Raw genomic sequence first — 25,611 nt, forward strand, 5'->3', positions numbered from 1 at the left:
TCGTACGGGTCAGACCTGGGCCGGCTCCGGCTCCTCGGACGTCTGCCGGGGCGGCACCCCGGCCTTCTTCGCCCGCTTCGCCGCCTTCTTCCCGGCGCGGCGCTCCTTGCGGATCTCGATCATCGCGTAGAGCGTCGGGACGAGCAGCAGGGTGAGCAGGGTGGAGCTGATCAGGCCGCCGATGACGACCACGGCCAGCGGCTGGGCGATGAAGCCGCCCTCACCGGTGACGCCGAGCGCCATCGGAAGCAGCGCGAAGATCGTCGCCAGGGCCGTCATCAGGATCGGGCGCAGCCGGTGCCGGCCGCCCTCGACGACCGCCTCGACAACGCCGTGGCCCTGTCGCCGGTACTGGTTGATCAGGTCGATCAGCACGATCGCGTTCGTCACCACGATGCCGATGAGCATCAGCATGCCGATCATCGCCGGGACCCCCATCGGGGTGCCGGTGGCGACCAGGAGGCCGATCGCGCCGGTCGCCGCGAACGGGATCGAGACGAGCAGGATCAGCGGCTGGACGAGCGAACGGAACGTCGCGACCAGCAGCATGAAGACGATCGCGATGGCCGCGAGCATCGCCAGGCCGAGCGAGGCGAACGCGTCGTCCTGGTCCTGGGAGACACCGCCGATCTCCGCCGTCGCCCCGGCGGGCAGCTTCAGCGCGTTCAGCTTGGACGTGAGGTCCGCGCTGACGGCGCCCGTGTTCTCGCCCGTCGGCTTCGCGGTGATGGTGGCGGCCCGCCGGCCGTCGATCCGGGTCATCGAGACCGGACCGTCGACCACCTCGACGTCCGCGATGTCACCGAGCTTCGCCGGGCCCACCCGCAGGGCGCGCAGCTGCGCCAACGTCGTGGCCGGCTCGGCCGACTTGACGACGACGTCCCGCTCGGTGTCGCCCAGCGTCGCCTTGCCGCTCGTCGTGCCGCGCACCGCCTGGGCGACGGCCGCACCGAGCGTGGTGTCGTCGAAACCGGCCGCCGCGGCCTTGGAGTTGGCCTTGACCGAGATGCGCGGCACGCTCTGCGCCAGGTCGCTCGTCACGTCGGTGACGTCGTCGAGCTTCGCGACCTCGTCACGGACCTGGTCGGCCGCCTTGCGCAGCACGTCCTGGTCCGCGGCCTTCACGACGACGCTCAGGTCCTGGTTGCCGAAGCCGTCGCCGGCCGCGACGGTGGTGGTGCCGATCCCGGAGAGCTTGCCCAGCCCGTCCTCGATGCGGTCCTGGACGTCCTCGTACGACGCCGAGTCGTCCAGCATCACCTGGTAGGTCGCCTGGTTGGTGTCGGTGCCGCCGCCGAAGGCGGCCATGAAGCCGGAGGAGCCGACCGTGACCTGGTAGTCCTTGACGCCCTTGACGCCGTCCAGGAGCTTCTCGACCTTCTTCGCCTGCGCGTCGGTCGCCGCCAGGCTGGTGCCCGGCTTCAACTCCTGCTTGACGGTGAGGACTTCCTGCTCGCCCTGGTCGAAGAAGTTCGTCTTCAGCAGGGGCGCCATGCCGAACGTGCCGACGAGGATCGCGACCGCGATCAGCACGCTCGTCAGACGGCGCCGGGTCGCGAAGCGCAGGACCGGCACGTAGAAGCGCTGGAGACGGCTGCGCGCCTCCTTCTCCTCGGCCTTGCGCCGCGCCTCGTCCGCGTCGGCGGGGGTGCCCTTCGGGGCGCGCAGGAACCAGTACGACAGGACGGGCACGACCGTCAGCGACACCAGCAGGGAGGCGAGCAGCGCCGCCGTGACGGTGAGGCTGAAGGAGCCGAAGAGCTCGCCCACCATGCCGCCGGTCAGGCCGATCGGCAGGAACACGGCGACCGTGGTGAGGGTGGACGAGGTGACCGCGCCCGCGACCTCGCGCACCGCCTTGAGGATCGCCTCCTCGCGCTCCTCGCCGTAGCCGAGGTGCCTCTTGATGTTCTCCAGGACGACGATCGAGTCGTCGACGACACGGCCGATCGCGATCGTGAGCGCGCCCAGCGTCAGCATGTTGAGCGACAGGTCGCGGGTCCACAGCACGATCAGGGCCAGCACGACCGACAGCGGGATGGACACCGCCGTGACGAGCGTCGAACGGACCGACGCCAGGAACACCAGGATGACGAGGACCGCGAAGAGCAGGCCCAGCGCGCCCTCGGTGGTCAGCCCGTGGATGGACTTGGACACCGCGGGGCCCTGGTCGCTGACGACGGTGATCGACGCGCCCGCGCCCAGGTCGCGGCGCATGTCCGGCAGCTTGTCCTTGACCGCGTCGGAGATGGCGACGGCGCTGCCGTCGTGGTCCATGGTGACGTTCACGGCGAGGCTCGGCCGGCCGTCGGTGCGGGTGATGGAGTCGGCCGTGGCCTGCTCCTGCTTCACCTCGGCGACGGCACCGAGACGGGCCGGCTTGCCGCCGCCCTCTCCCTTGACCCTCAGGTCCTCGATCTGCCGCAGCGAGGTGAAGCCGCCGCCGACCTGGACGGTCCGGTTCCTGCCGTCCTCGTCGAAGGAGCCGGCGGGCACGGTCGCGCCGCCCGCCTGGAGGGCCCGGCCGAGGGCGGCCGGGGTGATGCCGGCCTTCGCCATCTTCTTGTCGTCGGGCGTGACGGTGACCTGGAGGTCCCGCACGCCGTCGACCGTCACCTGGCCGACGCCGTCGATGTCCTTGAGGGCGGGCACGACGGTGCGGTCGAGCTGGTCGGACAGGGCCTGCTGGTCCTTGTCCGAGGTGACGGCGAGGACGACGGTCGGGATGTCGTCCGTCGAACCGGCGATGACCTGCGGGTCGACGTCGTCGGGGAGCTGGACGCGGGCCCGGTTGACGGCCTGCTGGACGTCGGCGACGAGCTGCTTGGTGTCATTGCCGTAGTCGAAGGACGCCATGATGACGGCGTTGCCCTCGCTCGCGGTGGAGGTGACTCCGGTGATGCCGTCGACGGCTTCGAGGGTGTCCTCGATGGGCTCGACGACCTGCTTCTCGACCACGTCGGGAGACGCACCCTGGTACGGCGCCAGCACGGACACCATGGGCAGTTCGATGGTGGGCAGCAGCTGCTGCTTGAGCTGGGGGATCGCGATCGCCCCGAAGGCGAGCGCGATGATCGACATCAGCCCTATCAGGGCCCTTTGCGCGAGGCTGAATCTGGACAGCCAGGACATGGGTGCTGGACTCTCTTCCGTGGCGTGAGCGGAGGGTGGGACGCATGTGAGCGCCCCACCTCACACCCTGAGCCATGGGCGAAGGCCCATCCGCCCGCCTGTGGACCCATTTCCTTATGCAGTCCCTACTCCAGGCGCAGTACGCAGGGGTGGAGCTCAGTCCACCCGTGGACGGACCAGCCCGGACTCGTACGCGATGACGACCAGCTGCGCCCGGTCGCGCGCGCCGAGCTTCGCCATGGCCCGGTTGACGTGCGTCTTCACCGTCAGCGGGCTGACTTCGAGGCGTTCGGCGATCTCGTCGTTGGAGTGACCGCCCGCCACCTGGACCAGCACCTCGCGCTCGCGCCCGGTCAGCGCGGCGAGCCGTTCGCCGCGGGCGGGGTCCCGCTCGTCGTCCGCGCCGTCGCCCTGGGCGAGGAACTTCGCGATCAGTCCCTTGGTGGCCGCCGGGGACAGCAGCGCCTCGCCGCCGGCCGCGATCCGGATGGCGTTCAGGAGCTCCTCGGGCTCGGCCCCCTTGCCGAGGAAACCGGACGCTCCGGCCCGCAGCGACTGCACCACGTACTCGTCGACCTCGAAGGTCGTCAGCATGACCACGCGTACGTGCGCGAGCCCCGGGTCGGCGGTGATCAGCCGGGTGGCGGCGAGACCGTCCGTGCCCGGCATCCGGATGTCCATCAGCACCACGTCGGCGCGCTCGGCGCGGGTGAGCCGCACCGCCTCCGCGCCGTCGGACGCCTCCCCCACGACCTCCATGTCGGGCTCGGAGTCGACGAGCACACGGAAGGCGCTGCGCAGCAGTGCCTGGTCGTCGGCGAGCACGACGCGGATGGTCATACGGAGTCCCCCAGGGCAGGCGTGCGGTTCTTGACCGGAAGGATCGCATGGACCCGGAAGCCGCCTCCGTAGCGGGGACCGGCCGTGCAGCTGCCGCCGAGCGCAGTGACCCGCTCGCGCATGCCGAGCAGCCCGTGGCCGCCGCCCTCCGCGGTCCCGTCGTGCGGGCCGGGTCCTTCCTCCCCGGCGGGGCCGCCGTCCCTGCCGGGTTCGCCGCCTCCGGGCCCGCCGTCGAGGACCGTGACCTCCACGTTCGGTCCCACCCGTACGACGCTGACCTCGGCCTTGGCGTCCGGTCCGGCGTGCTTGCGCACATTCGTCAGGGCTTCCTGGATGACGCGGTAGGCGGCGAGGTCGACGGCCGCGGGCAGGCTCAGGCCCTGGTCGCTGCGGGCCACCTCGACGGGCAGACCCGCGTTGCGGAAGGTGTCGGCGAGCTCGTCGAGCCGGGCGAGGCCGGGAGCGGGCTCGGTGGGCGCCTCGGGGTCCCCGGACTGCCTGAGCAGCCCCACGGTGGCGCGGAGTTCGTTGAGCGCGGACCGGCTGGCCTCCCGCACGTGGGCCAGGGCCTCCTTGGCCTGGTCGGGCCGCTTGTCCATGACGTGCGCGGCGACTCCGGCCTGCACGTTGACGAGGGCGATGTGGTGGGCGACGACGTCGTGCAGGTCGCGGGCGATCCGCAACCGCTCCTCGGCGACGCGCCGACGCGCCTCCTCCTCGCGGGTGCGCTCGGCCCGCTCGGCGCGCTCCCGGATCGCGTGCACGAAGGCGCGCCGGCTGCGCACGGCGTCCCCCGCCGCTGCGGCCATGCCGGTCCAGGCGAAGACGCCGAGGTTCTCCTGCGCGTACCAGGGCATCGGGCCCGCGAGCATCGCGACCGCGGTCAGGACGGTCATGGTGACCAGCCCGACGCGCCAGGTCGTGGGGCGGTCGGTGGCCGAGGCCACCGTGTAGAGGGCGACGACGGCGGACATCGCCACGGGGGCGCGGGGGTCGCCGGTCACCAGCTCGACGAGGGAGAAGGCCACGGTGGCGGCGAGCACGGTCAGCGGGGCGCGGCGGCGGAAGACCAGGGCCGCGGCGCCGAGCACCATCAAGGTGAGTCCGAGGGCGCCCGGGGTGCGGGCACCCCAGGTCGCTCCGTTCTCTCCGTGCGGGTCGACGAAGGAGCCGGCGACCATGCTGACGAGGACACCCGCGGCGAGGGCGGCGTCCAGGGCGAGGGGGTGCGCGCGGAGCCAGTCCCTCGTGCGCTCGATGGTGCTCACGGCTTTACGGTACGGGGGCCCCGGCGGCCTTGGAACGGGTGCTGCCGCCTCGGGCACCGGGACCCTGCCGCCGGGAGCGCCCGACGCCACCCGTCGTGCCGCCGGAGCTGGTGCGGGCACCCGCCGACGTGGCTCGGAGGGGACGCCGGTTGCCTGCGGAACGCCTGCCCGCCGGAGTACCGGGCGGAGAGCACGCCGGACCGCCGCGGGAAGAGCGCCGCGGGAGGAGCGGCGGGGGCCGCCGGACCCACCGGCGCAGCAGCGCACCGGCGCAGCGGCGCAGCGGCGCAGCAGCGCAGCGGCGCAGCGGCCGGGGGCGCGTCGGAGTGAGCGCCGGCTGCTGCAGGCGGGAGGGGGCGCGGGCCCCGCAGACATACCGCCGCGGTGAAGGCCGCACGCCTGCCGGAAGGCGAAGTGCGGGTCGGGTGCACGCGCGATGTGCCGCCGGAGCGAGTGCCGCACGCCTGCCGGAATGCGGGCGGAGGGGCGCGAACCCCGCCGACATACCGCCGCAGTGGAGGCCGCACGCCTGCCGGAATGCAGGCGAAGTGCGCGTCGGGTGCACCCACGACGTGCTGCCGCGGTGAAGGCCTCACGCCAGCCGAAATACAGGCACGCCTGCCGAAATGCAGGCGAAGTGCGCGCCGGGTGCACGCACGACGTGCTGCCGGAGCGAGTGCCGGGCCCCGGCCGGAATGCCGCACGGCCCGGGAGGCGCCGCCCGGCCGCCGTCCTGCGGGCGGCCCGGCGGTCTCGGACGTCGGGCGGGCGGCCGGAGCCCGCCCGCGGCGGTCCGTCCCGGTCAGCCGGGAATCAGGCCGTCGTCGCTGAGCATCTCGCGGACCTCTTCGAGGGTCGCGTCGGGCGAGGGGAGGATCAGGTCCGACGGCTCCAGCGAGTCGTCGGGGAGCGGAGTGCCGAGGCGGTGCACCGCCTCCAGGAGGGCGACCAGGGTGCGGCGGAAGCCGGACTCGTCGCCGCCCTCCAGTTCGGTGAGCAGCTCGTCGTCCAGCTTGTTCAGTTCGGTGAGGTGGCCGTCGTCCAGCCTCACCTGCCCCTCCCCCATGATCCGTACGATCATGTCGCCCTCCTCAGGCGTGGGTCACTGCTTGTCGAAGCGGGGTGTGTCCTGCTGCTGCGGCTGGGAGGACTGTCCCGTGCCGCCCTCGATCGCCTGCTGCGACGAGGAACCGCCGGCCAGCTCCGCCTTCATGCGCTGCAGTTCCAGCTCTACATCCGTACCACCGGAGAGCCGGTCCAGCTCGGCCTGGATGTCGTCCTTGGCCATGCCGGACTGGTCGTCGAGGGCACCGGAGGCGAGGAGTTCGTCGATGGCGCCGGCGCGCGCCTGGAGCTGCGCGGTCTTGTCCTCGGCACGCTGGATGGCAAGGCCCACGTCGCCCATCTCCTCGGAGATGCCGGAGAAGGCCTCCCCGATCCGGGTCTGCGCCTGGGCCGCCGTGTACGTCGCCTTGATCGTCTCCTTCTTCGTACGGAAGGCGTCGACCTTGGCCTGGAGCCGCTGGGCCGCGAGAGTGAGCTTCTCCTCCTCGCCCTGGAGAGTCTGGTGCTGCGTCTCCAGGTCGGTGACCTGCTGCTGGAGGGCGGCACGGCGGGACAGGGCCTCGCGGGCCAGGTCCTCACGGCCGAGGGCGAGCGCCTTGCGGCCCTGGTCCTCCAGCTTGGAGGACTGGTTCTGGAGCTGGTTGAGCTGCAGTTCCAGGCGCTTGCGGGAGGTCGCCACGTCGGCGACGCCACGGCGCACCTTCTGCAGCAGCTCCAGCTGCTTCTGGTACGAGTAATCGAGGGTCTCGCGCGGGTCCTCGGCCCGGTCAAGGGCCTTGTTCGCCTTCGCGCGGAAGATCATCCCCATACGCTTCATGACACCGCTCATGGGCTTCGCGCGCCCCCTTCTGACGGACTCCAGCTCCAGGTACTGCAACAGAACCCACAGTACGGGCCCTGCATCCATTACCGCACTGTTCGGGGACGGATGCGCTCATCCCCAAGGACGACTGCGTACGGCACCGCTCCGGCGTAGGGAGTAGGTGGCACTCGGGGTCGGCCCGGGCACAACGTCCCCTCTGTCCCACTACAGACGTACGGTGTTGCCGGATCGTTCCCCACTCGCACGACGTCCATGCCCGCGAACCCCGTACCCTTGGGTTTTGTGTTCCGTAGCCGTGCCAAGGAAGAGAAGGCCCCCGCCGACAAGGCGCCGGTGACCGACTCCAAGCAGCCCCGTGACCCGCAGGCCCCCAAGGGTCGCCCCACGCCCAAGCGCAGTGAGGCCCAGACCCAGCGCCGCAGCGTCGCCAATACGCCGACGACGCGCAAGGAGGCGGCCAAGCGCCAGCGCGACGACCGCCGCGCCGCGATGGAGCGGCAGCGCCAGGCGCTGGCCAGCGGCGACGAGCGTTACCTGCCCGCCCGCGACAAGGGGCCGGTGCGCCGCTTCGCGCGTGATTTCGTGGACTCGCGGTTCTGCATCGCCGAGTTCTTCCTGCCGCTGGCGGTGGTCATCCTCGTCCTCAGCATGGTGCGGGTCGGCTCGCTCCAGAACATCGCGCTGCTGCTCTGGCTGGTCGTGATCGTGCTGATCGTGCTCGACTCGATCGGCATCGCGTTCCGTCTGAAGAAGCAGCTCACCACCCGCTTCCCGGACGAGCCCAAGAAGGGCGCGGTCCCCTACGCGCTGATGCGCACCCTCCAAATGCGTCGACTCCGGCTGCCGAAGCCGCAGGTCAAGCGCGGAGAGCGGCCCTGAGCACGACGTCTTTCTCCGGGGGCGCGGCGGACGCCTGGCTGAACAAGCTGGGCGCCCTGCGTGATGTCGTACGACAGGAGCTGGTCGCCCGGCAGCTCGACGAGCAGATAGCCGGACGCTTCCCGGTGGGGCAGCGGCTGCGCATCCTCGACGTCGGGATGGGCCAGGGCACGCAGGCGCTGCGGCTGGCCCGTGCCGGTCATCAGGTGACCGGGCTCGAACAGGACGCGACGATGCTGGCCGTGGCCCGTGAGGCGCTGGCCGCCGAGCCCGAGGGCATCCGCGGCCGGGTCCGCCTCATCGAGGGCGACGGCCGGGAGACGGGCGTCCACTTCCTGCCGGGCAGTTTCGACGTGGTGCTGTGCCACGGCGTCCTGATGTACGTCGAGGAGCCGGACGCGCTGCTGGCGGGTCTGGCCCGGATGCTGGCGCCCGGCGGGCTGCTCTCGCTGCTCGTCCGCAACGCCGACGCGCTGGCGATGCGTCCCGGGCTGTCCGGGGACTGGGGGACGACGCTGACCGCGTTCGACACCACCGCCTACACCAACCGGCTCGGGCTCGACGTCCGTGCCGACCGGCTCGCCACGCTGACGGCGACGCTCGCCGGGATCGGGGCGCCGCTGCACGCCTGGTACGGGGTGCGGGTCTTCACGGACACGGCGGCGGACGGGGCGGCCGTTCCACCGGACGTGGCGACGCTGCTGAATTGCGAGGAGCGGGCCGGGCGGACCGACCCCTACCGTCGGGTGGCGGCACTGCTGCACCTGTGCGGAGTGCGTGGCTGACCGACCCGTTCGGGTGCGCATCACGGGTCGGCCCGCGAGCCGGAAAGGGACACTTCGGGCATGGCCGATTCCCGTGGCGCCGCCCGCACACCCACCCGTGCCCGTACTCCCCGCATCGTCGCGCCCCTGACCGCTCTCCTCCTGCCGGCCGCGCTGCTCTCCGGCTGCACCGGCGACTCCGCCTCCGCCACGAAGGACGGCACCACCACGCAGGCGCAGGCTCGGGCGCCGCGCGTGACCAACGACCTGCAGGACGACTACCTGAAGGTGATCAGGAACGTCCTGCCGTCGGTGGTGCAGATCCAGGCGTCCAAGGACCTCGGGTCGGGCGTCGTGTACGACGACAAGGGGCACATCGTCACCAACGCGCATGTGATCGGGAACGAGAAGACGTTCAAGGTCACCATCGCCAGTGACAAGGACGAGCTGACGGCGACGCTCGTCTACGCCTACCCCGAACAGGACCTGGCGGTCGTCGAGCTGGACAAGGTGCCCGCCGGGCTGAAGCCCGCGGTGTTCGGGGACTCGACGAAGGTCGAGGTCGGCCAGATCGTGCTGGCGATGGGGTCACCGCTCGGCCTGTCGTCCAGCGTGACCCAGGGAATCGTGTCCGCGATCGGACGCACCGTCAGCGAGGGCGGCGGCGACGGCGGTACGGGGGCGACGATCGCGAACATGGTGCAGACGTCGGCGGCGATCAACCCCGGCAACAGCGGCGGGGCGCTGGTGAACCTGGACGGCCAGGTCATCGGCATCCCCACGCTCGCGGCCGTCTCCCAGGACCTCGGCGGGGCGGCGCCCGGCATCGGCTTCGCGATCCCCGCCTCCACGGTGAAGACGATCGCGGACCAGATCATCAGGTCCGGCAGGGTCACCGACTCGGGCCGGGCCGCGCTCGGCGTCACGGGCCGCACGGTCGTCAACGACGCCTACCAGCCCGTGGGCGTCGCCGTGGCCGGCGTGACGAGCGGGAGCGCGGCCGACAGGGCGGGCATCCGGGCCGGTGACGTCATCATCGGGGTCGGCGACGAGAAGGTCACCACGATCACCTCGCTCGCCGAGGCGCTCGCCGGTCTGAAGCCGGGCGACCGCACGAAGGTGACCCTCGTGCGGGACAACCACGAGGAGACGGTCGAGGTCACGCTGGGCGAGCAGTAGGCCTCGGACGCATGCGGTCGGGCGCTCCGAGCGCAGGGCCGAGAGCCTTCGAGCGCCCCTGGTGCGGGGGCGGGAGCCATGGGCGCGGACGGACTGCCCCGCCGACCGGGCGGGTTGCCGGGGTGCTGCCCCGGCAACCCCGACCGGCCTACTCGGGATCGGCGTGCAGACTCATCGGCCCGTAGATCTGCGTGCTGTCCTCGAAGAGGAACACCTGGTCGGCGCCACCCTCCACGAGGTCCTTCCACACCTCACCGATCCAGGACTCGGCGTCCCCCTGCGTGGTGAACTCCTCGGGCTGCACCGCGGGTTGGACCTCTGTCCCGTCGGACTTCTCGAACCGCCACGTCCATGCCGCCATGTACGCCTCCAAGATGTGAGCACACTGCACAGCGGAAGCCGGACAAGATCCGGCTCCAGCCCGAAGCCTAGCCGGACGCGCAGGACCTGCGGGGACACGGAAAAATCAATGTCGTGGAACTGACTCTGCTCGGCACCGGCGCTCCCGAGGGACTGCCCCGCCCCGACTGTCCCTGCGCGTCCTGCGCGACCGCGCTCGGCGAGAACGCGCGGGCGGCGACCGCGCTGCTCGTGGACGGCACCCTCCTTCTCGACCTCACACCCGGCGCCGCGTTCGCGGCCGCCCGCGCCGGGCACTCACTGGGCGGCGTACGGCAGGTGCTGCTCTCGCACCCGCACGACGGACCCCCCGTCGAGGTGCCGGCCGGACTGCCGCAGCCCGGCCGGGTGCCCGACGGGCGGGAGTTGGCGCTGCTGACCGGGCACCGGGTGCGGGCGGTGGCGATGGACGCGCCCGGCACGGGGTACGCGGTGACCGGGCCGGACGGACAGCGGCTGCTGTACCTGCCGCCGGGCACGGCGCCCGCCGGGCTCGACGCACACACCGACGTGTACGACATGGTGCTCGCCGACGTCGTGGGACGCCCCGACGCCCTGGCGAAGCTGCGCGCGGCCGGTGCGGTCGGCCCGACGACGGACGTGATCGCCGTGCACCTCGACCACGACGTGCCGCCGGGGCGCGAGCTGCGACGCCGGCTCGCGGCGGCGGGCGCCCGGGCGGTGCCGGACGGCACCACCCTCGACGTGGGCGTCTACGAGGACGTACCGGACGTGCCACGCCGCACCCTGGTCCTCGGCGGCGCGCGGTCCGGCAAGTCCGTCGAGGCCGAGCGGCGCCTGGAGTCCTTCCCCGACGTCCTGTACGTCGCGACAGGCGGCACCCGCGACGGGGACGCCGAGTGGGCGTCCCGGGTCAGCCTCCATCGCGACCGGCGCCCCGCCTCCTGGCGGACCACCGAGACCTGCGACCTCGTCCCCCTGCTCGCCGAGGACGGCCCTCCGCTGCTCGTCGACTGTCTGTCGCTGTGGCTGACGGACGCGATGGACTCCGTGAACGCCTGGGACGACGCGGACTGGGCCGACGACGGCGAACGTGAGCTGCGCGCCCGCGTCGAGGAACTCGTCGACGCGGTCCGCCGTACCCGCCGCACGGTGGTCGCGGTCTCCAACGAGGTCGGCTCCGGCATCGTCCCCGCCACCGCGTCCGGCCGCCGCTACCGCGACGAACTCGGCCGTCTGAACACGGCGTTCGCCGGTGAGTGCGAGCATGTGCTGCTGGTCGTGGCGGGACAGTCCCTGACGCTGCGCGGCTGACCGCGGACCACGGCTCAGTCCGGTCTGCGGGCGATGACGCGGTAGGCGTTGGAGAAGCGGGTGCGGCGCAGGACGGGGGCCAGGGCGTGGTCCAAGGCGGACGACACGGCGAGGACCGGGACCGCCGACCTGGTCAGCACCCGGTGCAGCCGGTGCCGGAGCGGGCTCGGCGGAGAGGGACGCCACAGGGCGTCCGGGTCGGGCAGGGCGTGGCCGAGGGCCAGCGCCAGGGCGCCGGAGAGGTCGTGGGGGGCGTGGGGTTCACGGGAGTCCGTGGCGACGATCTCGCAGTCCAGCGTCTCCAGTTCGTCGATCAGGTTGGGCAGGGGCATCAGGTGGAGGTGGCGCGGCTGGCCGTACGCCACCCACCACTTGCCGAGCAGCGTGCCGAACGCGCTCTCGGGGTCCGGGACTTCGACGAGCAGGTGGCCACCGGGCCGCAGGACCGTCATGGCGGCCCGCAGTTCCGCGCGCGGGTCGGCGGTGTGCTCCAGGTGGTGGAACATGCTCACGACGTCGTAGCGGGCGCGCAGCCGCTCGGCGACGCGGCGGTCGGTGAGCCGTCCGCGGTGCGCCTCCTCCACCCGGCCTGCCGCCCGCGCCTTCTCCACGCGCCGCGAGGGGTCGAGCCCGTCGAAGGCCGTGTACGGGTGGATCTCCCTGGCCGCGGCCGGGAAGTGCCCGTGCCCGGTGCCGACGTCGAGCCAGCTCTCCGGTTCGGCGTGCGGCAGCAGCGCGCGGGCGGCGAGCCGATGGCGGCCCCGGCGGCCCCTTGCGGCGAGCTGCCGCAGCAGGAGGCGCTCCTGGGTGTCGTCCTCGAAGTCCCGCTGGTAGAAGGCCAGTCCCTCCGGCGTGAGCCGGGGGTTCTGGAAGGCGTGGGCGCAGTCCCCGCACTCGTCGACGACGAACGTGCCGGGCTTGCGCTGCACGAGGTCCGGCGTCCGCAGCCGGGTGTGCAGCCGCCGGGAACCGCACCACGGGCAGTCCTGGCGGCGTGGTTCGTGGAAGCGGTCGGTGCCCCGGGCGAGTTCGGCCGCGTAGACGGCGCGGCGCTCGGCGATCGACTGCGGCGTGCGGGGCATGGGCGCTCCTGGGACGACGGGGGCGGCGGGACAGCGGGGGTGAGGGGGCGGAGGGGCCGGCGCACCGGGGCGGACCGGATATTCGAGGTGTACGACAATCCGATACAAAAGGTACGTAGCGCGTGGCACTCCGTGGCGCAACGACGTGGCGCAGCCGTGTTCGACCGGTGCCGGTACTGTTCGGCGAATGAGCTCGCTTAATCTCGACGACTTCACCGATCTGATCGAGCGCCCCGACGGCGGCGTGCGGCGTGACGCCGAGGCGCGCCGGGAACGCCAGATCGTGCCGCCCGGAGCACTGGGCCGCCTCGACGACCTGGGTGAGTGGCTGGCGGCGGCACAGTCCGCGGTACCGGTGCGGCCGATCGAGCAGCCGCGCGTGGTGCTGTTCGCGGGCGACCACGGAATCGCCGCGCTGCACGTGTCGGCGCGGCCCGCGGGCACCGCCGACCGGCTGGTGCGGGCCGTCCTGGAGGGCGCCACACCGGCGGCCGTGCTGGCCCGGCGGCTCGGCGTGCCGCTGCGCGTCGTCGACATGTCGTTGGACTGCGACCCGGAGGGACTGCCCGACGAGGTCGTGCGGCACCGAGTGCGGCGGGGCTCCGGGCGGATCGACGTCGAGGACGCGATCACCCTGGAGGAGGCGGAGACGGCGTTCCGCGCTGGCGTCGCGGTCGCCGACGAGGAGGCGGACTCCGGCACGGACCTGGTGGTCCTCGGCGACATCAGCGTCGGCGGGACCACGGCCGCGGCCGTGCTGGTCGCCGCGCTGTGCGGGACCGACGCGTCCGTCGTCACCGGGCGGGGCGGCGAGGCCATCGACGACCTCGCGTGGATGCGCAAGTGCGCGGCCGTGCGGGACTCCCTGCGGCGGGCCCGGCCCGTGCTCGGGGACCAGTTGCAGCTGCTCGCGACGGTGGGGGGCGCCGATCTCGCGGCGATGACCGGGTTCCTGCTGCAGAGCGCGGCGCGCAAGCTGCCCGTGATCCTCGACGGGGTCGTGTCGGCCGCGTGCGCCCTCGTCGCGCAGCGGGTCGCCTTCCGGGCGCCGGACTGGTGGCTGGCCGGGCAGAACAGCGGGGAGCCGGCCCAGGCGAAGGCGCTGGACCGGATGGCTCTCGAACCGCTCCTCGACCACGGAGTGATCGTGGGTGAGGGTGCGGGTGCGCTGCTCGCCCTTCCCCTGGTGCAGGCTGCGGCCGCGTTGTCGGCGGAGCTGCCGGAGGCGCCGGAGCCGGAGCCGGACGTTCCGGCCGCGGAGACGCCGGGCGCCGAGTCGGAGGCGGAGCTTCCCGAGTAGACGGTTCCGGCGGGGCGGGTTGCCTCGATTCCGGCGAGGCGGGTCGACTCGGTTCCGGCGAGGCGGGTCGACTCGGTTCCGGCGAGGCGGGTCGACTCGGTTCCGGCGAGGCGGCTTGCCTCGGTTCCGGCGAGGCGGCTTGCCTCGGTTCCGGCGGGGCGGGTCTCGCGCCGTTGCAGGTCAGGCCTTTTTCGCCCCCGCCGTCCCTGCCCGTCCCTTCTCCGGGGGCTGCCGCCCCCGCACCCCCGCATCGGCCTGGACGGCCTCGTCCTCAAGCGCCGGACGGGCTGAAATCAGCCCCCCGGCGGTTGAGGAGCGGGGTGCGGGGCGGAGCCTCGGGCACGGGCCGGGCGCGGGCGGCGCGGGCGGGAAAAGTTGTGGGATTCACTCCCACTGGGAGTGGGTGGAACCACCCGACACCTCACTCCCTCGCACACACGACCCCAGCCCATATCATCACCCTTCATGGGAGATGCCCGAATTGCCGCCGTGCGGGAGCGGGCGTCGGCCCGCCAGGCCGACGGGGACCCGCGGTCCGCGCCCGCCTCCCGGCGGGCCGCCGCCTTCGCCGTCTGGTATCTGCGAGCCGTCACGTTCATCAACTTCCTGAGCGCCGCGTGGGTGTCGCTCGGACAGGACGTACGGCGCCACAACACCGAGAACTTCTTCACGCCGTACCTGCTGACGGCGGGCTTCGCGTCCGGTGTGTTCACGATGTTCCTGGCCATCACGATGCGCCGGCGCAAGCGGGCCGCGTGGATCCTCAACCTCGTGCTCGGCGGCCTGTTCCTGCTGCTGTTCGCCGTCGCGATGGCGTTCCCGGAGATCCGCCGGTACGCGCAGAACTGGGTCTCGCTCACCCTGACCGCGGCCTTCGTGGGCTCGCTCGTCGTCGGCCGCCGGGAGTTCTACGCCAAGGGCGACCGGTCGAACCCCAAGCTGGCCGCTGCCGTCGCGGTGGGCGGGCTGCTGGTGGCGTCGCTGTTCGCCACGCTGCTGGTCACGGTCGCCAACCAGGCGCACGACGCGTACCGTTCGACGTTCCTGGACCGCTGGCGCTACGGCACACTGCGCCTGGTGTCGGTCGCCGCCGACGACTCCCACTACCCCGGCATCGCGATCCCCAACTGGGTCAACGTCACCATCAACGTGCTCAGCACCCTGCTGCTCCTCGCCGTCCTCTACGCGGCCTTCCGCTCGCGCCGCGCGGTCGACCCGATCACCGAGGACGACGAGAAGCGGCTGCGCGCGCTGCTCGACCGGAACGGCGACCGGGACTCCCTGGGCTACTTCGCGCTGCGCCGGGAGAAGAGCGTGGTGTGGTCGCCGACCGGCAAGGCGGCGGTGGCGTACCGCGTGGTGGGCGGCGTCTCGCTGGCCTCGGGTGATCCGCTCGGCGATCCCGAGGCGTGGCCCGGTGCCATCGAACCCTGGCTCGCCGAGGCCCGCGCGCACGGCTGGATCCCGGCGGTGATGGGGGCGAGCGAGGAGGCGGGCACGATCTACTCGCGGCACGGCCTCGACGCGCTGGAGCTCGGCGACGAAGCCCTCGTGGAGACCGCCGAGTTCACCTTGGAAGGCCGTGCCATGCGGACCGTCCGGCAGGCCTACAACCGGGTGAAGCGGGCCGGCTACCAGGTCCGCATCCGGCGCCACGAGGACATTCCCGCCGACGAGATGACCCACCTCCTGCGGCGCGCCGACGACTGGCGGGACGGGGCGACCGAGCGTGGATTCAGCATGGCGCTCGGCCGGCTCGGCGACCCGGACGACGGACGGTGCGTGATGCTCGAATGCACGGACGCCGACGGCGAGTTGCGGGCGGTGCTGTCCTTCGTGCCGTGGGGCCCGCACGGACTCTCGCTCGATCTGATGCGACGCGACCGCGACTCCGAGAACGGGCTGATGGAGTTCATGGTGATCGAACTCCTGCGACGCGCCCGGGAGATCGGGATCACCCAGGTCTCGCTCAACTTCGCCATGTTCCGGTCCGTCTTCGAGCGCGGCGCCCGGCTGGGCGCGGGACCGGTGCTGCGGATGTGGCGCTCGCTGCTCAGCTTCTTCTCCCGCTGGTGGCAGATCGAGTCGCTGTACCGCGCCAACGCGAAGTACCGGCCCATCTGGGAGCCGAGGTTCCTGCTCTTCGAGAAGAGCGCGGACCTGCTGCGCATCGGTGTCGCGTCCGCGCGTGCCGAGGGGTTCCTGGAGGCGCCCGGGCTGCCGAAGTGGCTCCACCGCCGGCACCTGGAGTCGCACCGGCGGGGGACGATGTGAGCGATGCCGCGGGGGCTGCCGGATGAGCCGGCCCGCCCGCTGGGCCCGTGCGGAATGGGGGGCGCTGTACGACACCGTGCGCCGGGCCCTCGCGGCGAGGCAGTGGCGGGCGGCCCCCATGACGATGGCGGCGGTCTGCCTGACGGCGGCCTTCCAGTTCGCCCAGAACCGGTCCTGGGGCTACCGGTTCGTACAGAACGTCGGTGCCGTGCGGGCCGAGGACCCGCTGTGGCTCGCCCTGCTGCGCACCCCGCTGTCCCTCTTCGTCCCGGCGCTGGACCTGCCGGTGTGGGGTGCGCTCGCGCAGATCCTGCTGGTGTTCGGGATCGCCGAGATCTGTCTGGGCCGGTGGCGCACGCCGGCCGTCGCGTACCTCGCCACACTGGCCGGGACCCTCTACGCGCGGGTGGGCATCGCGCTGGGTCCGCAGAGTGCGCTGGGGCTGCCCGGCGCGGACGCCCGGGTCGTCGACGCCGGGCCGTCGGCGGCGGTGGTGGGCCTGGCCGTGTTCCTCGGCTGGCGCTACCGGACGTACGTGACGGCGGCGGTGGTGACCGGGGCGATGGTGGTCGAGGTCCTGCTCAAGGGGAACCTGGCCGGCAAGGAACACCTCGCGGCCATCGTCGCGGTGCTGGTCGTGTGCGGGGTCTGCGAGGTACGTCAGTGGCGTCCGGGCAGGGAACGGGCGGGTTCGGGGTCGGGTTTGCCGCCGATCCAGTCCTGAATCCTGCGGCTGGGGCCGAGCCAGCGGCGGTCGTGGTGGTAGGCGCGCAGGCTCGATCTGGCGCGGGCGCGCGGCCGTGCGCGGTAGAAGCGCTTGGCCCACGGTGAGCCGGGGCGGGCCAGCCGGATCGCCCCGATCAGGGCGACGAACGGGACGATCACTCCGAAGATCGCGGTGCGGGCCTTGCCCTTGCTGAGGGCGAGCAGGGCGAAGAGGAAGTTCACGGCGACGGTGGCGATGACGCTGCCGCGGTCCTGGAGTTCCTCTTCGGTGAGGTCGTTGACGCCGAACGGCGCGAACCCGCTGAGCACGAGGCCGACGAGGGCGGCCGTGACCACCACGACCTCGACGCTCTTGCGGCCCTCCTCCGTCCAGTAGACGTCGTGGAGGTGCAGGATCAGCGCGAACTCGTCGAGCACCAGGCCCGCGCCGATCCCGAACACCACGGCGCAGGCGCAGGCGCCGAACCCGTACCGGCCGCTGGCCACCGCGCCGAAGCCGCCGATCACCGTCAGCACGACGCCCGGCACCACGTGATGGATGTGCAGGTTCCCGGCCTCGACGTTGCGGAAGGGACCCTTGCCGGCGCGGATGAGCCGGACGATGACGCGGGTGATCACGAAGGTCAGGACGAACGAGGTCAGTGCCAGCAGCAGGGGCAGCTTCCCCGGCTCGACGAAGTTCCGGTACAACCAGTGACCCATATGCGCACTTTACTGGTGTATGTCGGCACTTGTTCGCGACGACCGTCTCGGCCGACATGCTTTTCCGGCGCCGGGATCCCGGGCCTGCCCCGGGGGCCGTGCGCGAGGTCTCCGGCCGCCTCCTCCGCAGCCGGAGCGTCCGGGTACTCTGCGCCGGTGTCCACGACCGCGCCCAAGTCCTCCCTCTCCGACGGCCTCCGCTTCGCCTTCGGCACGCTCACCGTGCTCCCCGTGCAGGTGACCCGCTGGGACCGTGCCGCCGCCCGGGGCGGAATGCTGTGCGCGCCCCTGGCCGGTCTGGTGGTCGGGGCGGGCGCCGCCCTGCTCGGGGTGACCCTGCTGGCCATGGGCGCGGGGCCGCTGCTCGCCGCCGTGGCGAGTGCCGCCGTGCCGGCCGCGCTGACCCGCGGCCTGCACCTCGACGGCCTCGCCGACACCGCGGACGGGCTCGGCAGCGGCAAGCCCGCCGAGGACGCGCTGCGGATCATGAAGCAGTCGGACATCGGCCCCTTCGGCGTGATCACCCTGCTGTTCGTGCTGCTCGCTCAGGTGGCCGCGCTCTTCCAGGCCTACGACGCCTCGTGGGCCCGGGGCGTCCTCGCGGCGGTCGTCTCCGCGGTGGCCGCCCGGCTCGCGCTCACGCTGGCCGCCCGCACGGGCGTGCCGCCGGCCCGTCCCGAGGGTCTGGGCGCGGCGGTCGCGGGCACCGTGCCGGTGCGCGGCGCCCTGCTCGTGACGGCGGCGGTCGTCGTCGCGGCGGCGGGCGCGGGCACGCTGCTCGGGACGTACGACCCGGTGCGCGCCGCGGTGGCGGTGGCCGCCGCCTGCGCGACGGCCGAACTGCTGCTGCGGCACTGCACGCGCCGCTTCGGCGGCATCACCGGTGACGTGTTCGGCGGCCTCGCCGAGACGGCGGCGACGACCGCGCTCGTCGTCGTGTCGCTGGGCTGACAGAACGCCCCCGCCGGCCCTACCCCACTGCTCGGATCGCCGTTCCGTCACCACTGTCACCACGGTGGAACGAACCCCGCGGAACGGCTCTTGCGCCCCGTCGCCCCCACTAGTCTGAGCCGCCGAACAGACACGGATCGTGATCGGGGGACGTCTGTGCCGAAGACTCGGCGTTTCATGGCCTGGTTCATCGACTTCGCACTGGTGCTCGCGGCGGCGTCCGCGCTGGCCGTGCTCACCTTCCACCGGATCTCGGCACTCGTGACGGACGTGCCGGACCTGGCGACCCGGGGCGGCTGGGACATCCTCACCTCACGCGGTGACGTCCTCGACGCCTCCGAGGGCTTCGGGCTGTCCCTGTGGCGCAAGGTGGTCCGGGACGTGGAGCAGGCCTTCGGACTGCTGGTGATCGCCGCCTTCCTCTATCAGTGGGCGGCGCTCGCCCTGACCGGACGGACACTCGGCAAGGCGCTGCTCGGGCTCAAGGTGGCGCCGAGCCGGCCGCGCCGGGCGGCGCTGCGGGCCGCCGTCACGACGACCGCCGACGTCGCCGTGTACGCGCTGGCCTGTGTCCTGCTGGTCGAGGGCGAGTTCATGCTCTCGGTGCTGGTGTGGGCCGTCGCCGTCGTCGTCTTCCTCCTCAACGCGCTGCCCGTGCTGGCGCCGGCCGGCCGCTCCCTGGCCGACCGCGTGGCCGGTACGGCGGTCACGGGTCTGGGGCTCGGCACGCCCGCCGCCGTCCCCGCACCGCCCGCCGCCCCCACTTATCACTGAGCGGCCCCACGGCCGAGCGGCCGGACCGGAAGCGGGCCGGTCAGCCGTCGGCGGACGGCGGCGCGGGCTCCAGGCCGTACGGCAGGGTGCCCCACGGGTGGGCCCCGGTCCCGGGGACCGCGCAGTGCAGTGCGGCGCCCCGGTCCCGGGCGCGCGCCGCCACGTCGGCACCCGCGGGCACACCGTGGACGAGGTGGCACACCCGCGCGCCGCTCCCCGTCCACGGCGGCAGCGGGCCACCGCGATAGGTGTCCCACGCGCCCTCGAAGGTGACGAGCACGTCGGCGATGCCGCCGTACGCGGGGTGCGGAGCCGTGCCGTGATTGAGGACGAGGGTGCCGCAGCCCAGCTCCCGAACGTCCGTGGCGAGCCGCCGGTAGTGGTCGAACTCGACGTCGGACGCGGCCGCCTGGTCGAGGAACGCGCCGTCGGCCCGGTACCAGGCGCGGTGCCGGGACAGCTCGTGCACGACCTCGGCGCGCGGTCTGCGGCCGTAGCCCGTGTCGACGTACCCGAGCACCCGGACGCCAGCCGCGCGCAGCCGCCCGGCGACCTCGGCGAAGGCCCCGTCGGGGTGCTCGCCCGGGCCGCCGGCCGGGTTCAGTACGACGCCGTGCAGGCGGGGCGCGGCGGCGAGGAGCGCCTCCCATGCGGCGGGGCGGACACGGGGGTGCTCGTAGTACGGCACCAGCAGGGTGCCCTGGGTGTTCATCGGTGCGCGGTCGCCCTTCCCAGCAGACTGCAGACGAGCCCGGCCTGTGCCGCGGCCGCCGCGCCGTACACGGCCGCCGCCACCCAGTGCGGGCCGCCCGGGTGTGTGACGAGCCCGGCCGTCTGGGCGAGCGCCGCCGCGCAGCAGACCGACGCCGCGCCGACGACGCCGCCGAACGACTGGAGCAGCAGCCCCGTCCAGAGGACCACCCCCAGCAGGAGCAGCGCGGCCAGGCGGACCCCGCCGAGGCCCGGCCCGTGCGGCCACACGGCGGAGGTGGCGAGGGCGAGGACGAGCAGCACGGCCAGGTAGCCCGCCAGGCACACGGCCACGGTGCGTGCCGTGCTGCGCCGGAACGCCCTCGGCGTGCTGCTGGAGCGCAGTCCGGCGAGGCTGCCGCTGCGGAAGCGGTGCAGCAGCCATTCGGCGGGCCCCATGCTGAGGGTGAGCGCCACGGCGGCGGGTGCCGCCACCGCGCTGCGCCCGCCCGCCAGGACGTCCGCGAGCGCCGCGTACACCACGAGGACCCCGCTGCCCAGGCCGAACAGGGCGTACGGCACGGAGCCGGCGAGCCCGGGTGCCGCGGTGCGCGTTCGGCGGGGCGCCGCGCCGAACGCCCCGAAGGGCAGCAGCGCGACGAGGCCCGCCGTCCATGTGCCGTCGCCCGACTCCTTGACGGCGGGGGCGACTTCGCGCAGCGCGAGCGCCACCACGGCCGTCAGGGAGCCCAGCAGCAGAAGGGTTCCGACGGGCCCGGGCACCGGGTGCGCCAGGTCCAGGAGCGCGCCCGCCGTCATCGGCAGCAGGGCGATCAGCAGGGCGCGTTCGCGGCCGGTCACCAGCAGGACGGTGGCCGCGCCCAGATAGCAGGACTGCCCGGCGGCGAAGACCGCAGCGGCCGGATGGGCGGTGCCCGCCACCGCCACGGCGACCAGGGCACCGAGCAGCGCACCCGCCGGCGCGCCGAGGAGGAGACTGCGGCGGGCGGCGGACCGGTCGCCGAGGCCCAGCCAGGAGTACGCCCGGTGGGCCAGTCCCTGGTTCCAGGTCCAGCCGCACAGCGCGCCGGCGAGCAGCGGGACGGTCCCGGCGGGGAGCCCGAACGTGTCCTTCGGGCCGGCCAGGAGGGGCGCCCCGAGGACATAGGCGAGTGCCGGGAGGGCGAACACGACACCCCGCAGCAGACAGCCCAGCAGGCCGACGGCCCACGGGTCGCGGGCGGGAGCGGCCGGCTCCGGGTAGTGGCGGTCGACCCGGGCGTACAACTGCTCGGCGAGGGCGAAGGAGTTCTCCACGCCGTAGTGCTCGCGGATCCGGCCGTCCGACATGCCGTCGGACTCGAGCAGGGCGGCCACCTCGTCCGGGTGCACGGCGGAGGCGATGAACTCCTCCAGCCGTTCGGCGAGTTCCTCGACCGGGTCGGGCCCCGCCCAGCTCGGCGACCGGCGCTGCCGGGGCACCTGGGTCAGGGTCTCCTCGTGGGTGCCGGGCGGCACCCGCAGCGATTCGCTCACCAGCCGGTCCCGTCCGTGGCGACGGCCTGGTACCAGGGGTCGCGCAGTTCGACGGTCCAGTCGGCGACGGTCTCGACGGCGGGCTCGTACACCTCGGGCTGTCCGGCGAGCTCCTGGTAGATCGTCCGGAAGGCGTCCACGGAGCGGCGCAGCGTGAACCGGTCGATCACCCGGCTGCGGGACAACTCGCCGAGCTCCCGGCGCCGTTCGTCGTCGCGCAGCAGGGTGAGGGCCGCCGCGGCCATCTTCTCGGGTTCGCGCGGCGGGACCACGAGACCGGTGTCGCCGACCGCCTCGCGCACCCCGCCGACGTCCGTCGACACCGTCGTACGGCCGCAGGACATCGCCTCGATGATCGAGAAGGGGAAGCCCTCGGAGATGGAGGAGAGCATCACGACGTGACCCGCCGCGTACGCGCGCCACACCTCGCTGATGCGGCCCTCGAAGGTCAGCCCGTCCGTCACGCCCAGCTCGGCGGCGAGCTTCTCCAGGCGGGTGCGGTAGGCCTCCCCGCCGGGCGGGACCGGGCCGAACAGCCTGAGCCGGGTCTCGGGCAGCTCGGCGCGCACCATGGCGTACGCCCGCAGCAGGGTCTCCAGGTCCTTGATGGGGTCGACGCGGCCGCACCAGGTGAGGGTGGGGACGTCGGGTTCGGGTCCGGCGTGCGGGAAGGCGTGCGGGTCGACGCCGTTGTAGACCGTGCGGATCCGGTCGGAGTCGGCGCCGCCGCGCTCCTCCCAGCGGCGGTTGTACTGGTTGCACGGGGTGATCAGGTCGGCGGCCCGGTAGCCCAGCGAGTTCAGCTCGCGGTAGAAGGCGAGCATGAACGCCTTGACGGGCCAGCGCTGTTCGTCGCCGCGGTAGCCGAGGTAGCGCTCGCGCAGATAGATGCCGTGCTCGGTGAGCAGGAACGGGACGCCGTCGAGGTGGTGCGCGGCCAGTGCGGGCAGGGTGGCGAGACCGCTGCTGACGGCGTGCGCCACGCAGTCCTCGGGGATGCGGACGCCGAGCGGGCGCAGCGCGTGTTCCAGCAGGTCCGTCGCGGTCAGCGCGTCGTGGACGGTGGGCCGGGCCTCGGCCGTCGGCAGATGCGGCAGTGTCCAGATCCACAGGAGCGAGCGCAGCGCGTCCTCGGTGCGCAGGGCCGCCGACAGGCCTCCCGCGCGGGCGAGTTCGGCCAGTTCGTACAGGGCCGCGCCGAAGTCCTCGGACGTGTCCGGGTCGAGGAAGGCGAGCAGGAGACGCTCGTAGGCCTCGGTGAAACGGCGCCGGGACCGGCCGCGTGGCGCCCGCGCCCGCCCCGGCCGCGGGCCCCAGGTCGGGACGGAGGTGTGCCGGTAGATGTTGGGCGGCAGCTCCCAGGTCACGGGTTCGCGGCCGCTGCCGGTGAGCGAGACGATGTGGAAGTCGACCTCGGGCATGCCTTTGACGAGCTGGTCGCACCAGGTGCTGACGCCGCCGTGGACATGTGGATAGGTGCCTTCGGTGAGCATGGTGACATGACGGCCGTTGCGCATCATGCGTGGTCCCCCTGTGCCTGTTCGTTCTGGGGGAACCGTCGCCCCCAGACCCCCTGATCACGGCTCGGAGCGCACCCCGGCCGCTGCGGGCCGGGGTGCGCGTCGTGCGGGTGAGCTGCCGTCCTAGGCGGAGGGCAGGGTGAGCTTGAGAGCGGACTGCAGCAGCTCCGGCGTGGTCCAGGCCGAGCGCTTGCCTCCGTACGGCGTCCCGAACGCGGTGGTGCCGATGAGGAGTTGCTTCTTGGTCCCCTCGGGCGCCGTCACCGGGATCTGCGTCCCGGACGGGGCGGTGACGGTGACGGTGGTGCCGATCCGGTAGGCGGTGACGCGGCCGTTCGCGACCGCGGTCTGCCAGGCCGCCCGGCGCTGGAGCTCGGTGCCGACGGCGCTCTGACGGGGGTTCTCCAGCGGGGAGTTGTCGGCGTAGATCGCCTTGTAGCCGTCGAGGACCTTGTCCAGGACCGGGTACAGGATCCGGCCCTCGGCCAGGTTGGACTGGTGGACGTAGTGCGGGCGCGGGTCGTTGCCGATGGCGTGCCCGAGCGCGATACGGGCCTCCTGCGGGACGATGTAGGAGGCGTAGCCGGTGGCGGTGTCGAGCGGTGCCGGCAGGCAGGTGGACGTGGCGTTGTTCTCGCAGATCCCGCTGCCGCCGTCGGCCTTGGACGTGTAGATCCAGTTGTACTCGTCGGCCATCTCGGCCGCCGTGCCGACGTTGTAGTACACGTTCATCGGGTAGCGGGGCACGGTCAGCGCGTTGCCGACCGCGCGCTGCGCGGGCTCGCGGGAGTTGTCGGACCCGGTCCACTTGATGCCGTTGTCGGCGAGGGCGCCTGCGAGGTTCGGGTTGTCGGCCGGCTGCTGGGGCAGTGTCTTCAGGCCCGAGTGCTCACCGGTGACCAGCTCGGTGCGGTCGACGGGGAGTCCCTTGCCGACCGCCCAGTTGTAGTTGTTGCGGATCTCCGCCGAGATGTCGGAGCGGCTCATGTACTGGATCGAGCCGTTCGCGTTCTTGGCGCAGGTCCACGGCACGGTCGTGGTGTCCTGGACGCAGCCGAGGAACTTGTGGGTGTAGGTGTGGTTCACCCAGCGGTACTTGGCCTTGTCGGCGAGCAGTTTCACGGCGAGCGGGTCGGTCCCGCCGTTCTCGGTCTTCCACTCCTCGCCGGAGCCCGCGTTGAACACCATGTCGAGCGTGAAGCCGCTGCTCTGCTGCCACTGGGCGGCGTAGGCGGCGTCGTCCGCGGTCATCCGGATCGGAGCGGTCTCCTCGCCGCCGCCCACGCAGTCGATGTCGCCCGGGGTGCAGTTCCGCCCGGTGTCCCAGCGGGCGTCGGGCGCGAAGACGTCGTCGACGTGGACGGAGAAGTAGTTGCGGCTCTGTCCGAGGTGCACGCCCTGGGTGAGCCATTCGACGATGCCGCGGGCGAGGACCTTGAACTGCTGCTGGTACTGGTTGTACGCGAAGGTCAGCACGAGTTCGCGGCGCCCGTCGTGCGCGTACTCGCCGAGCATGCTGCCGCCGCCGGGCGCGTCCAGATAGCTGGTGAAGCCCTCCCGCGGATGGGCGGCGTAGCCGTAACTCTCCTGCACCGCCGGGTCGTTGTCCTCGAAGGTCAGCGGTCCGTCGAGGTAGCCGAAGGGGCCCGACCGGCCCGCGGTGGTGACCTGGGTGCGCACGCCGTCCAGCACGCCGGACCAGCCGCCGTTCTGGTCGGTGTAGTCGAGCCCGACCTCGGGGTGCGCCCAGGTGTAGGCGTCGACCTGCGGGATCCCGTACGTCTTCTCGTAGGCCTCCAGGGCCGTCTGCTCGGCGGAGCCCGGGCCGAACGGCGCCTCGTTCGGCAGGACGACGGCCTGGTACTTGGCCCGCGGCGTGCCGTTCACCGTGTCGCTCAGGAAGGCCGCGTCGATGGTCGGGCGGCCCGAGTCGGCCAGGTCGACCGTGGTGTACGGGATGCCGGTGTTCTTCAGCTCGGCCGCGATGGCTCCGACCTGGCCGCCGCCGTTGTCGACGACCAGGACCTTGAGGTCGATGCGCGGTGTGGTGGCCGCGGCGGCGCCGGGAGCCCCCAGTCCCAGCGCGAGCAGTCCGGTGGCCGCCACGACGGCGGCCGCGTTTCTCCTTCGGTGCGCACTCTGCGCCATGTGTTGTCCCTCCCCCTCGAAAGATCCTCTTTCGGCCGTTTGGTCGAGACCGAGGAGAATCCGTGGAAATGATGCGAAGACGTGAGCGTCGCGCTCACGAGAACACGATGAGTGTGGCTCAGGACACCGGGAGTGAGGGACGAGAACCGGCCGCTGCGCCACCAGACGGTGAACGTCCGCAGGAATGAGCGAAACCCGGCCCCGAGCGTAGGCTCGTCCCGGGAACTTGCCCGTCCCTTCGAGGGCCCCGGCAAGGACCGCCCCTCAGGCCGGTTCTAGGGTCA

21 protein-coding genes are annotated in these 25,611 nt (G+C 72.8%); 9 read left to right on the plus strand and 12 right to left on the minus strand.

Translation table 11 applies throughout. The annotated features are described in order from the left end of the window. Window positions 1-9: 9 nt before the first annotated feature. The 5 genes from ACSYGO_RS15340 to ACSYGO_RS15360 all read right to left on the minus strand — a co-directional run bounded on the left by ACSYGO_RS15340 (window position 10) and on the right by ACSYGO_RS15360 (window position 7,134). Window positions 10-3,132, minus strand: coding sequence for an efflux RND transporter permease subunit (locus ACSYGO_RS15340; protein ID WP_426675820.1), 3,123 nt, complete (start codon window positions 3,130-3,132; stop codon window positions 10-12). A gap of 156 nt (window positions 3,133-3,288) precedes the next feature. Further along, a complete protein-coding gene (locus ACSYGO_RS15345) occupies window positions 3,289-3,972 on the minus strand; it encodes a response regulator (protein WP_426675819.1) in 684 nt (227 codons plus the stop codon). Beyond that, window positions 3,969-5,240 (minus strand): sensor histidine kinase, encoded by a 1,272-nt coding sequence (locus tag ACSYGO_RS15350; RefSeq protein WP_426675818.1) that lies wholly within the window; start codon window positions 5,238-5,240, stop codon window positions 3,969-3,971. Before ACSYGO_RS15350 ends, ACSYGO_RS15345 begins: the two co-directional genes overlap by 4 nt. A gap of 802 nt (window positions 5,241-6,042) precedes the next feature. Continuing rightward, a complete protein-coding gene (pspAA, locus tag ACSYGO_RS15355) occupies window positions 6,043-6,321 on the minus strand; it encodes a PspA-associated protein PspAA (protein WP_432173315.1) in 279 nt (92 codons plus the stop codon). Between the two features lie 21 nt (window positions 6,322-6,342). Further along, on the minus strand, window positions 6,343-7,134 hold the full coding sequence (locus ACSYGO_RS15360) for a PspA/IM30 family protein (RefSeq protein ID WP_426676050.1): 792 nt from the start codon (window positions 7,132-7,134) through the stop codon (window positions 6,343-6,345). Between the two features lie 246 nt (window positions 7,135-7,380). Between ACSYGO_RS15360 and ACSYGO_RS15365 the strand changes: the two genes are divergently transcribed. The 3 genes from ACSYGO_RS15365 (at window position 7,381) to ACSYGO_RS15375 (ending at window position 9,950) form a co-directional block, all read left to right on the plus strand. Further along, a complete protein-coding gene (locus ACSYGO_RS15365; protein ID WP_426675816.1) occupies window positions 7,381-8,007 on the plus strand; it encodes a DUF3043 domain-containing protein in 627 nt (208 codons plus the stop codon). Window positions 8,008-8,087: 80 nt separating this feature from the next. After that, window positions 8,088-8,792: a class I SAM-dependent methyltransferase gene (locus ACSYGO_RS15370; protein ID WP_426676049.1), complete on the plus strand. Its 705-nt coding sequence runs from the start codon at window positions 8,088-8,090 to the stop codon at window positions 8,790-8,792. Between the two features lie 60 nt (window positions 8,793-8,852). Next, window positions 8,853-9,950, plus strand: coding sequence for a S1C family serine protease (locus tag ACSYGO_RS15375; RefSeq protein WP_426675815.1), 1,098 nt, complete (start codon window positions 8,853-8,855; stop codon window positions 9,948-9,950). Window positions 9,951-10,098: 148 nt separating this feature from the next. Here the strand turns inward: ACSYGO_RS15375 and ACSYGO_RS15380 are convergent, their stop codons facing one another. After that, window positions 10,099-10,311, minus strand: coding sequence for a hypothetical protein (locus ACSYGO_RS15380; RefSeq protein WP_028805198.1), 213 nt, complete (start codon window positions 10,309-10,311; stop codon window positions 10,099-10,101). Window positions 10,312-10,424: 113 nt separating this feature from the next. Here ACSYGO_RS15380 and ACSYGO_RS15385 point away from each other — a divergent pair, with 113 nt between their 5' ends. Next, window positions 10,425-11,624, plus strand: coding sequence for a bifunctional adenosylcobinamide kinase/adenosylcobinamide-phosphate guanylyltransferase (locus ACSYGO_RS15385; RefSeq protein ID WP_432173316.1), 1,200 nt, complete (start codon window positions 10,425-10,427; stop codon window positions 11,622-11,624). Window positions 11,625-11,638: 14 nt separating this feature from the next. On the opposite strand, the gene ACSYGO_RS15390 is transcribed toward ACSYGO_RS15385, so the two are convergent. After that, window positions 11,639-12,706 carry a class I SAM-dependent methyltransferase gene (locus ACSYGO_RS15390; RefSeq protein ID WP_426675813.1) on the minus strand — a complete coding sequence of 356 codons (1,068 nt, stop codon included), beginning with the start codon at window positions 12,704-12,706 and terminating at the stop codon, window positions 11,639-11,641. A gap of 187 nt (window positions 12,707-12,893) precedes the next feature. Between ACSYGO_RS15390 and cobT the strand changes: the two genes are divergently transcribed. The 3 genes from cobT (at window position 12,894) to ACSYGO_RS15405 (ending at window position 17,004) form a co-directional block, all read left to right on the plus strand. Continuing rightward, entirely contained in the window at window positions 12,894-14,006 is a 1,113-nt protein-coding gene (gene cobT, locus ACSYGO_RS15395) for a nicotinate-nucleotide--dimethylbenzimidazole phosphoribosyltransferase (RefSeq protein ID WP_432173318.1), read from the plus strand. A gap of 465 nt (window positions 14,007-14,471) precedes the next feature. Next, window positions 14,472-16,280: a phosphatidylglycerol lysyltransferase domain-containing protein gene (locus tag ACSYGO_RS15400; RefSeq protein WP_460386865.1), complete on the plus strand. Its 1,809-nt coding sequence runs from the start codon at window positions 14,472-14,474 to the stop codon at window positions 16,278-16,280. Between the two features lie 22 nt (window positions 16,281-16,302). Continuing rightward, window positions 16,303-17,004 (plus strand): hypothetical protein, encoded by a 702-nt coding sequence (locus tag ACSYGO_RS15405; RefSeq protein ID WP_460386867.1) that lies wholly within the window; start codon window positions 16,303-16,305, stop codon window positions 17,002-17,004. On the opposite strand, the gene ACSYGO_RS15410 is transcribed toward ACSYGO_RS15405, so the two are convergent. Further along, window positions 16,941-17,708: a hypothetical protein gene (locus ACSYGO_RS15410; protein WP_426675809.1), complete on the minus strand. Its 768-nt coding sequence runs from the start codon at window positions 17,706-17,708 to the stop codon at window positions 16,941-16,943. The two genes, ACSYGO_RS15405 and ACSYGO_RS15410, sit on opposite strands and share 64 nt — an antisense overlap. A 156-nt stretch (window positions 17,709-17,864) precedes the next feature. On the opposite strand from ACSYGO_RS15410, the gene ACSYGO_RS15415 reads away from it, so the two are divergent. Then, window positions 17,865-18,659: an adenosylcobinamide-GDP ribazoletransferase gene (locus ACSYGO_RS15415; RefSeq protein ID WP_426675808.1), complete on the plus strand. Its 795-nt coding sequence runs from the start codon at window positions 17,865-17,867 to the stop codon at window positions 18,657-18,659. 177 nt (window positions 18,660-18,836) lie between these two features. After that, window positions 18,837-19,433 (plus strand): RDD family protein, encoded by a 597-nt coding sequence (locus tag ACSYGO_RS15420; protein ID WP_426675807.1) that lies wholly within the window; start codon window positions 18,837-18,839, stop codon window positions 19,431-19,433. Between the two features lie 40 nt (window positions 19,434-19,473). Here the strand turns inward: ACSYGO_RS15420 and ACSYGO_RS15425 are convergent, their stop codons facing one another. From ACSYGO_RS15425 to ACSYGO_RS15440, 4 genes are all read right to left on the minus strand, one after another. After that, on the minus strand, window positions 19,474-20,145 hold the full coding sequence (locus ACSYGO_RS15425; RefSeq protein WP_435220190.1) for a spherulation-specific family 4 protein: 672 nt from the start codon (window positions 20,143-20,145) through the stop codon (window positions 19,474-19,476). Beyond that, complete coding sequence (locus ACSYGO_RS15430) at window positions 20,142-21,659, minus strand: hypothetical protein (protein ID WP_460386868.1); 1,518 nt, start codon at window positions 21,657-21,659, stop codon at window positions 20,142-20,144. Before ACSYGO_RS15430 ends, ACSYGO_RS15425 begins: the two co-directional genes overlap by 4 nt. Continuing rightward, window positions 21,656-23,179 carry a GT4 family glycosyltransferase PelF gene (pelF, locus tag ACSYGO_RS15435; protein ID WP_432173322.1) on the minus strand — a complete coding sequence of 508 codons (1,524 nt, stop codon included), beginning with the start codon at window positions 23,177-23,179 and terminating at the stop codon, window positions 21,656-21,658. Before pelF ends, ACSYGO_RS15430 begins: the two co-directional genes overlap by 4 nt. Before the next feature lie 123 nt (window positions 23,180-23,302). Beyond that, window positions 23,303-25,327, minus strand: coding sequence for a hypothetical protein (locus ACSYGO_RS15440; RefSeq protein WP_435220192.1), 2,025 nt, complete (start codon window positions 25,325-25,327; stop codon window positions 23,303-23,305). Window positions 25,328-25,611 lie beyond the last annotated feature (284 nt).

Source organism: Streptomyces krungchingensis (genome assembly GCF_054729265.1).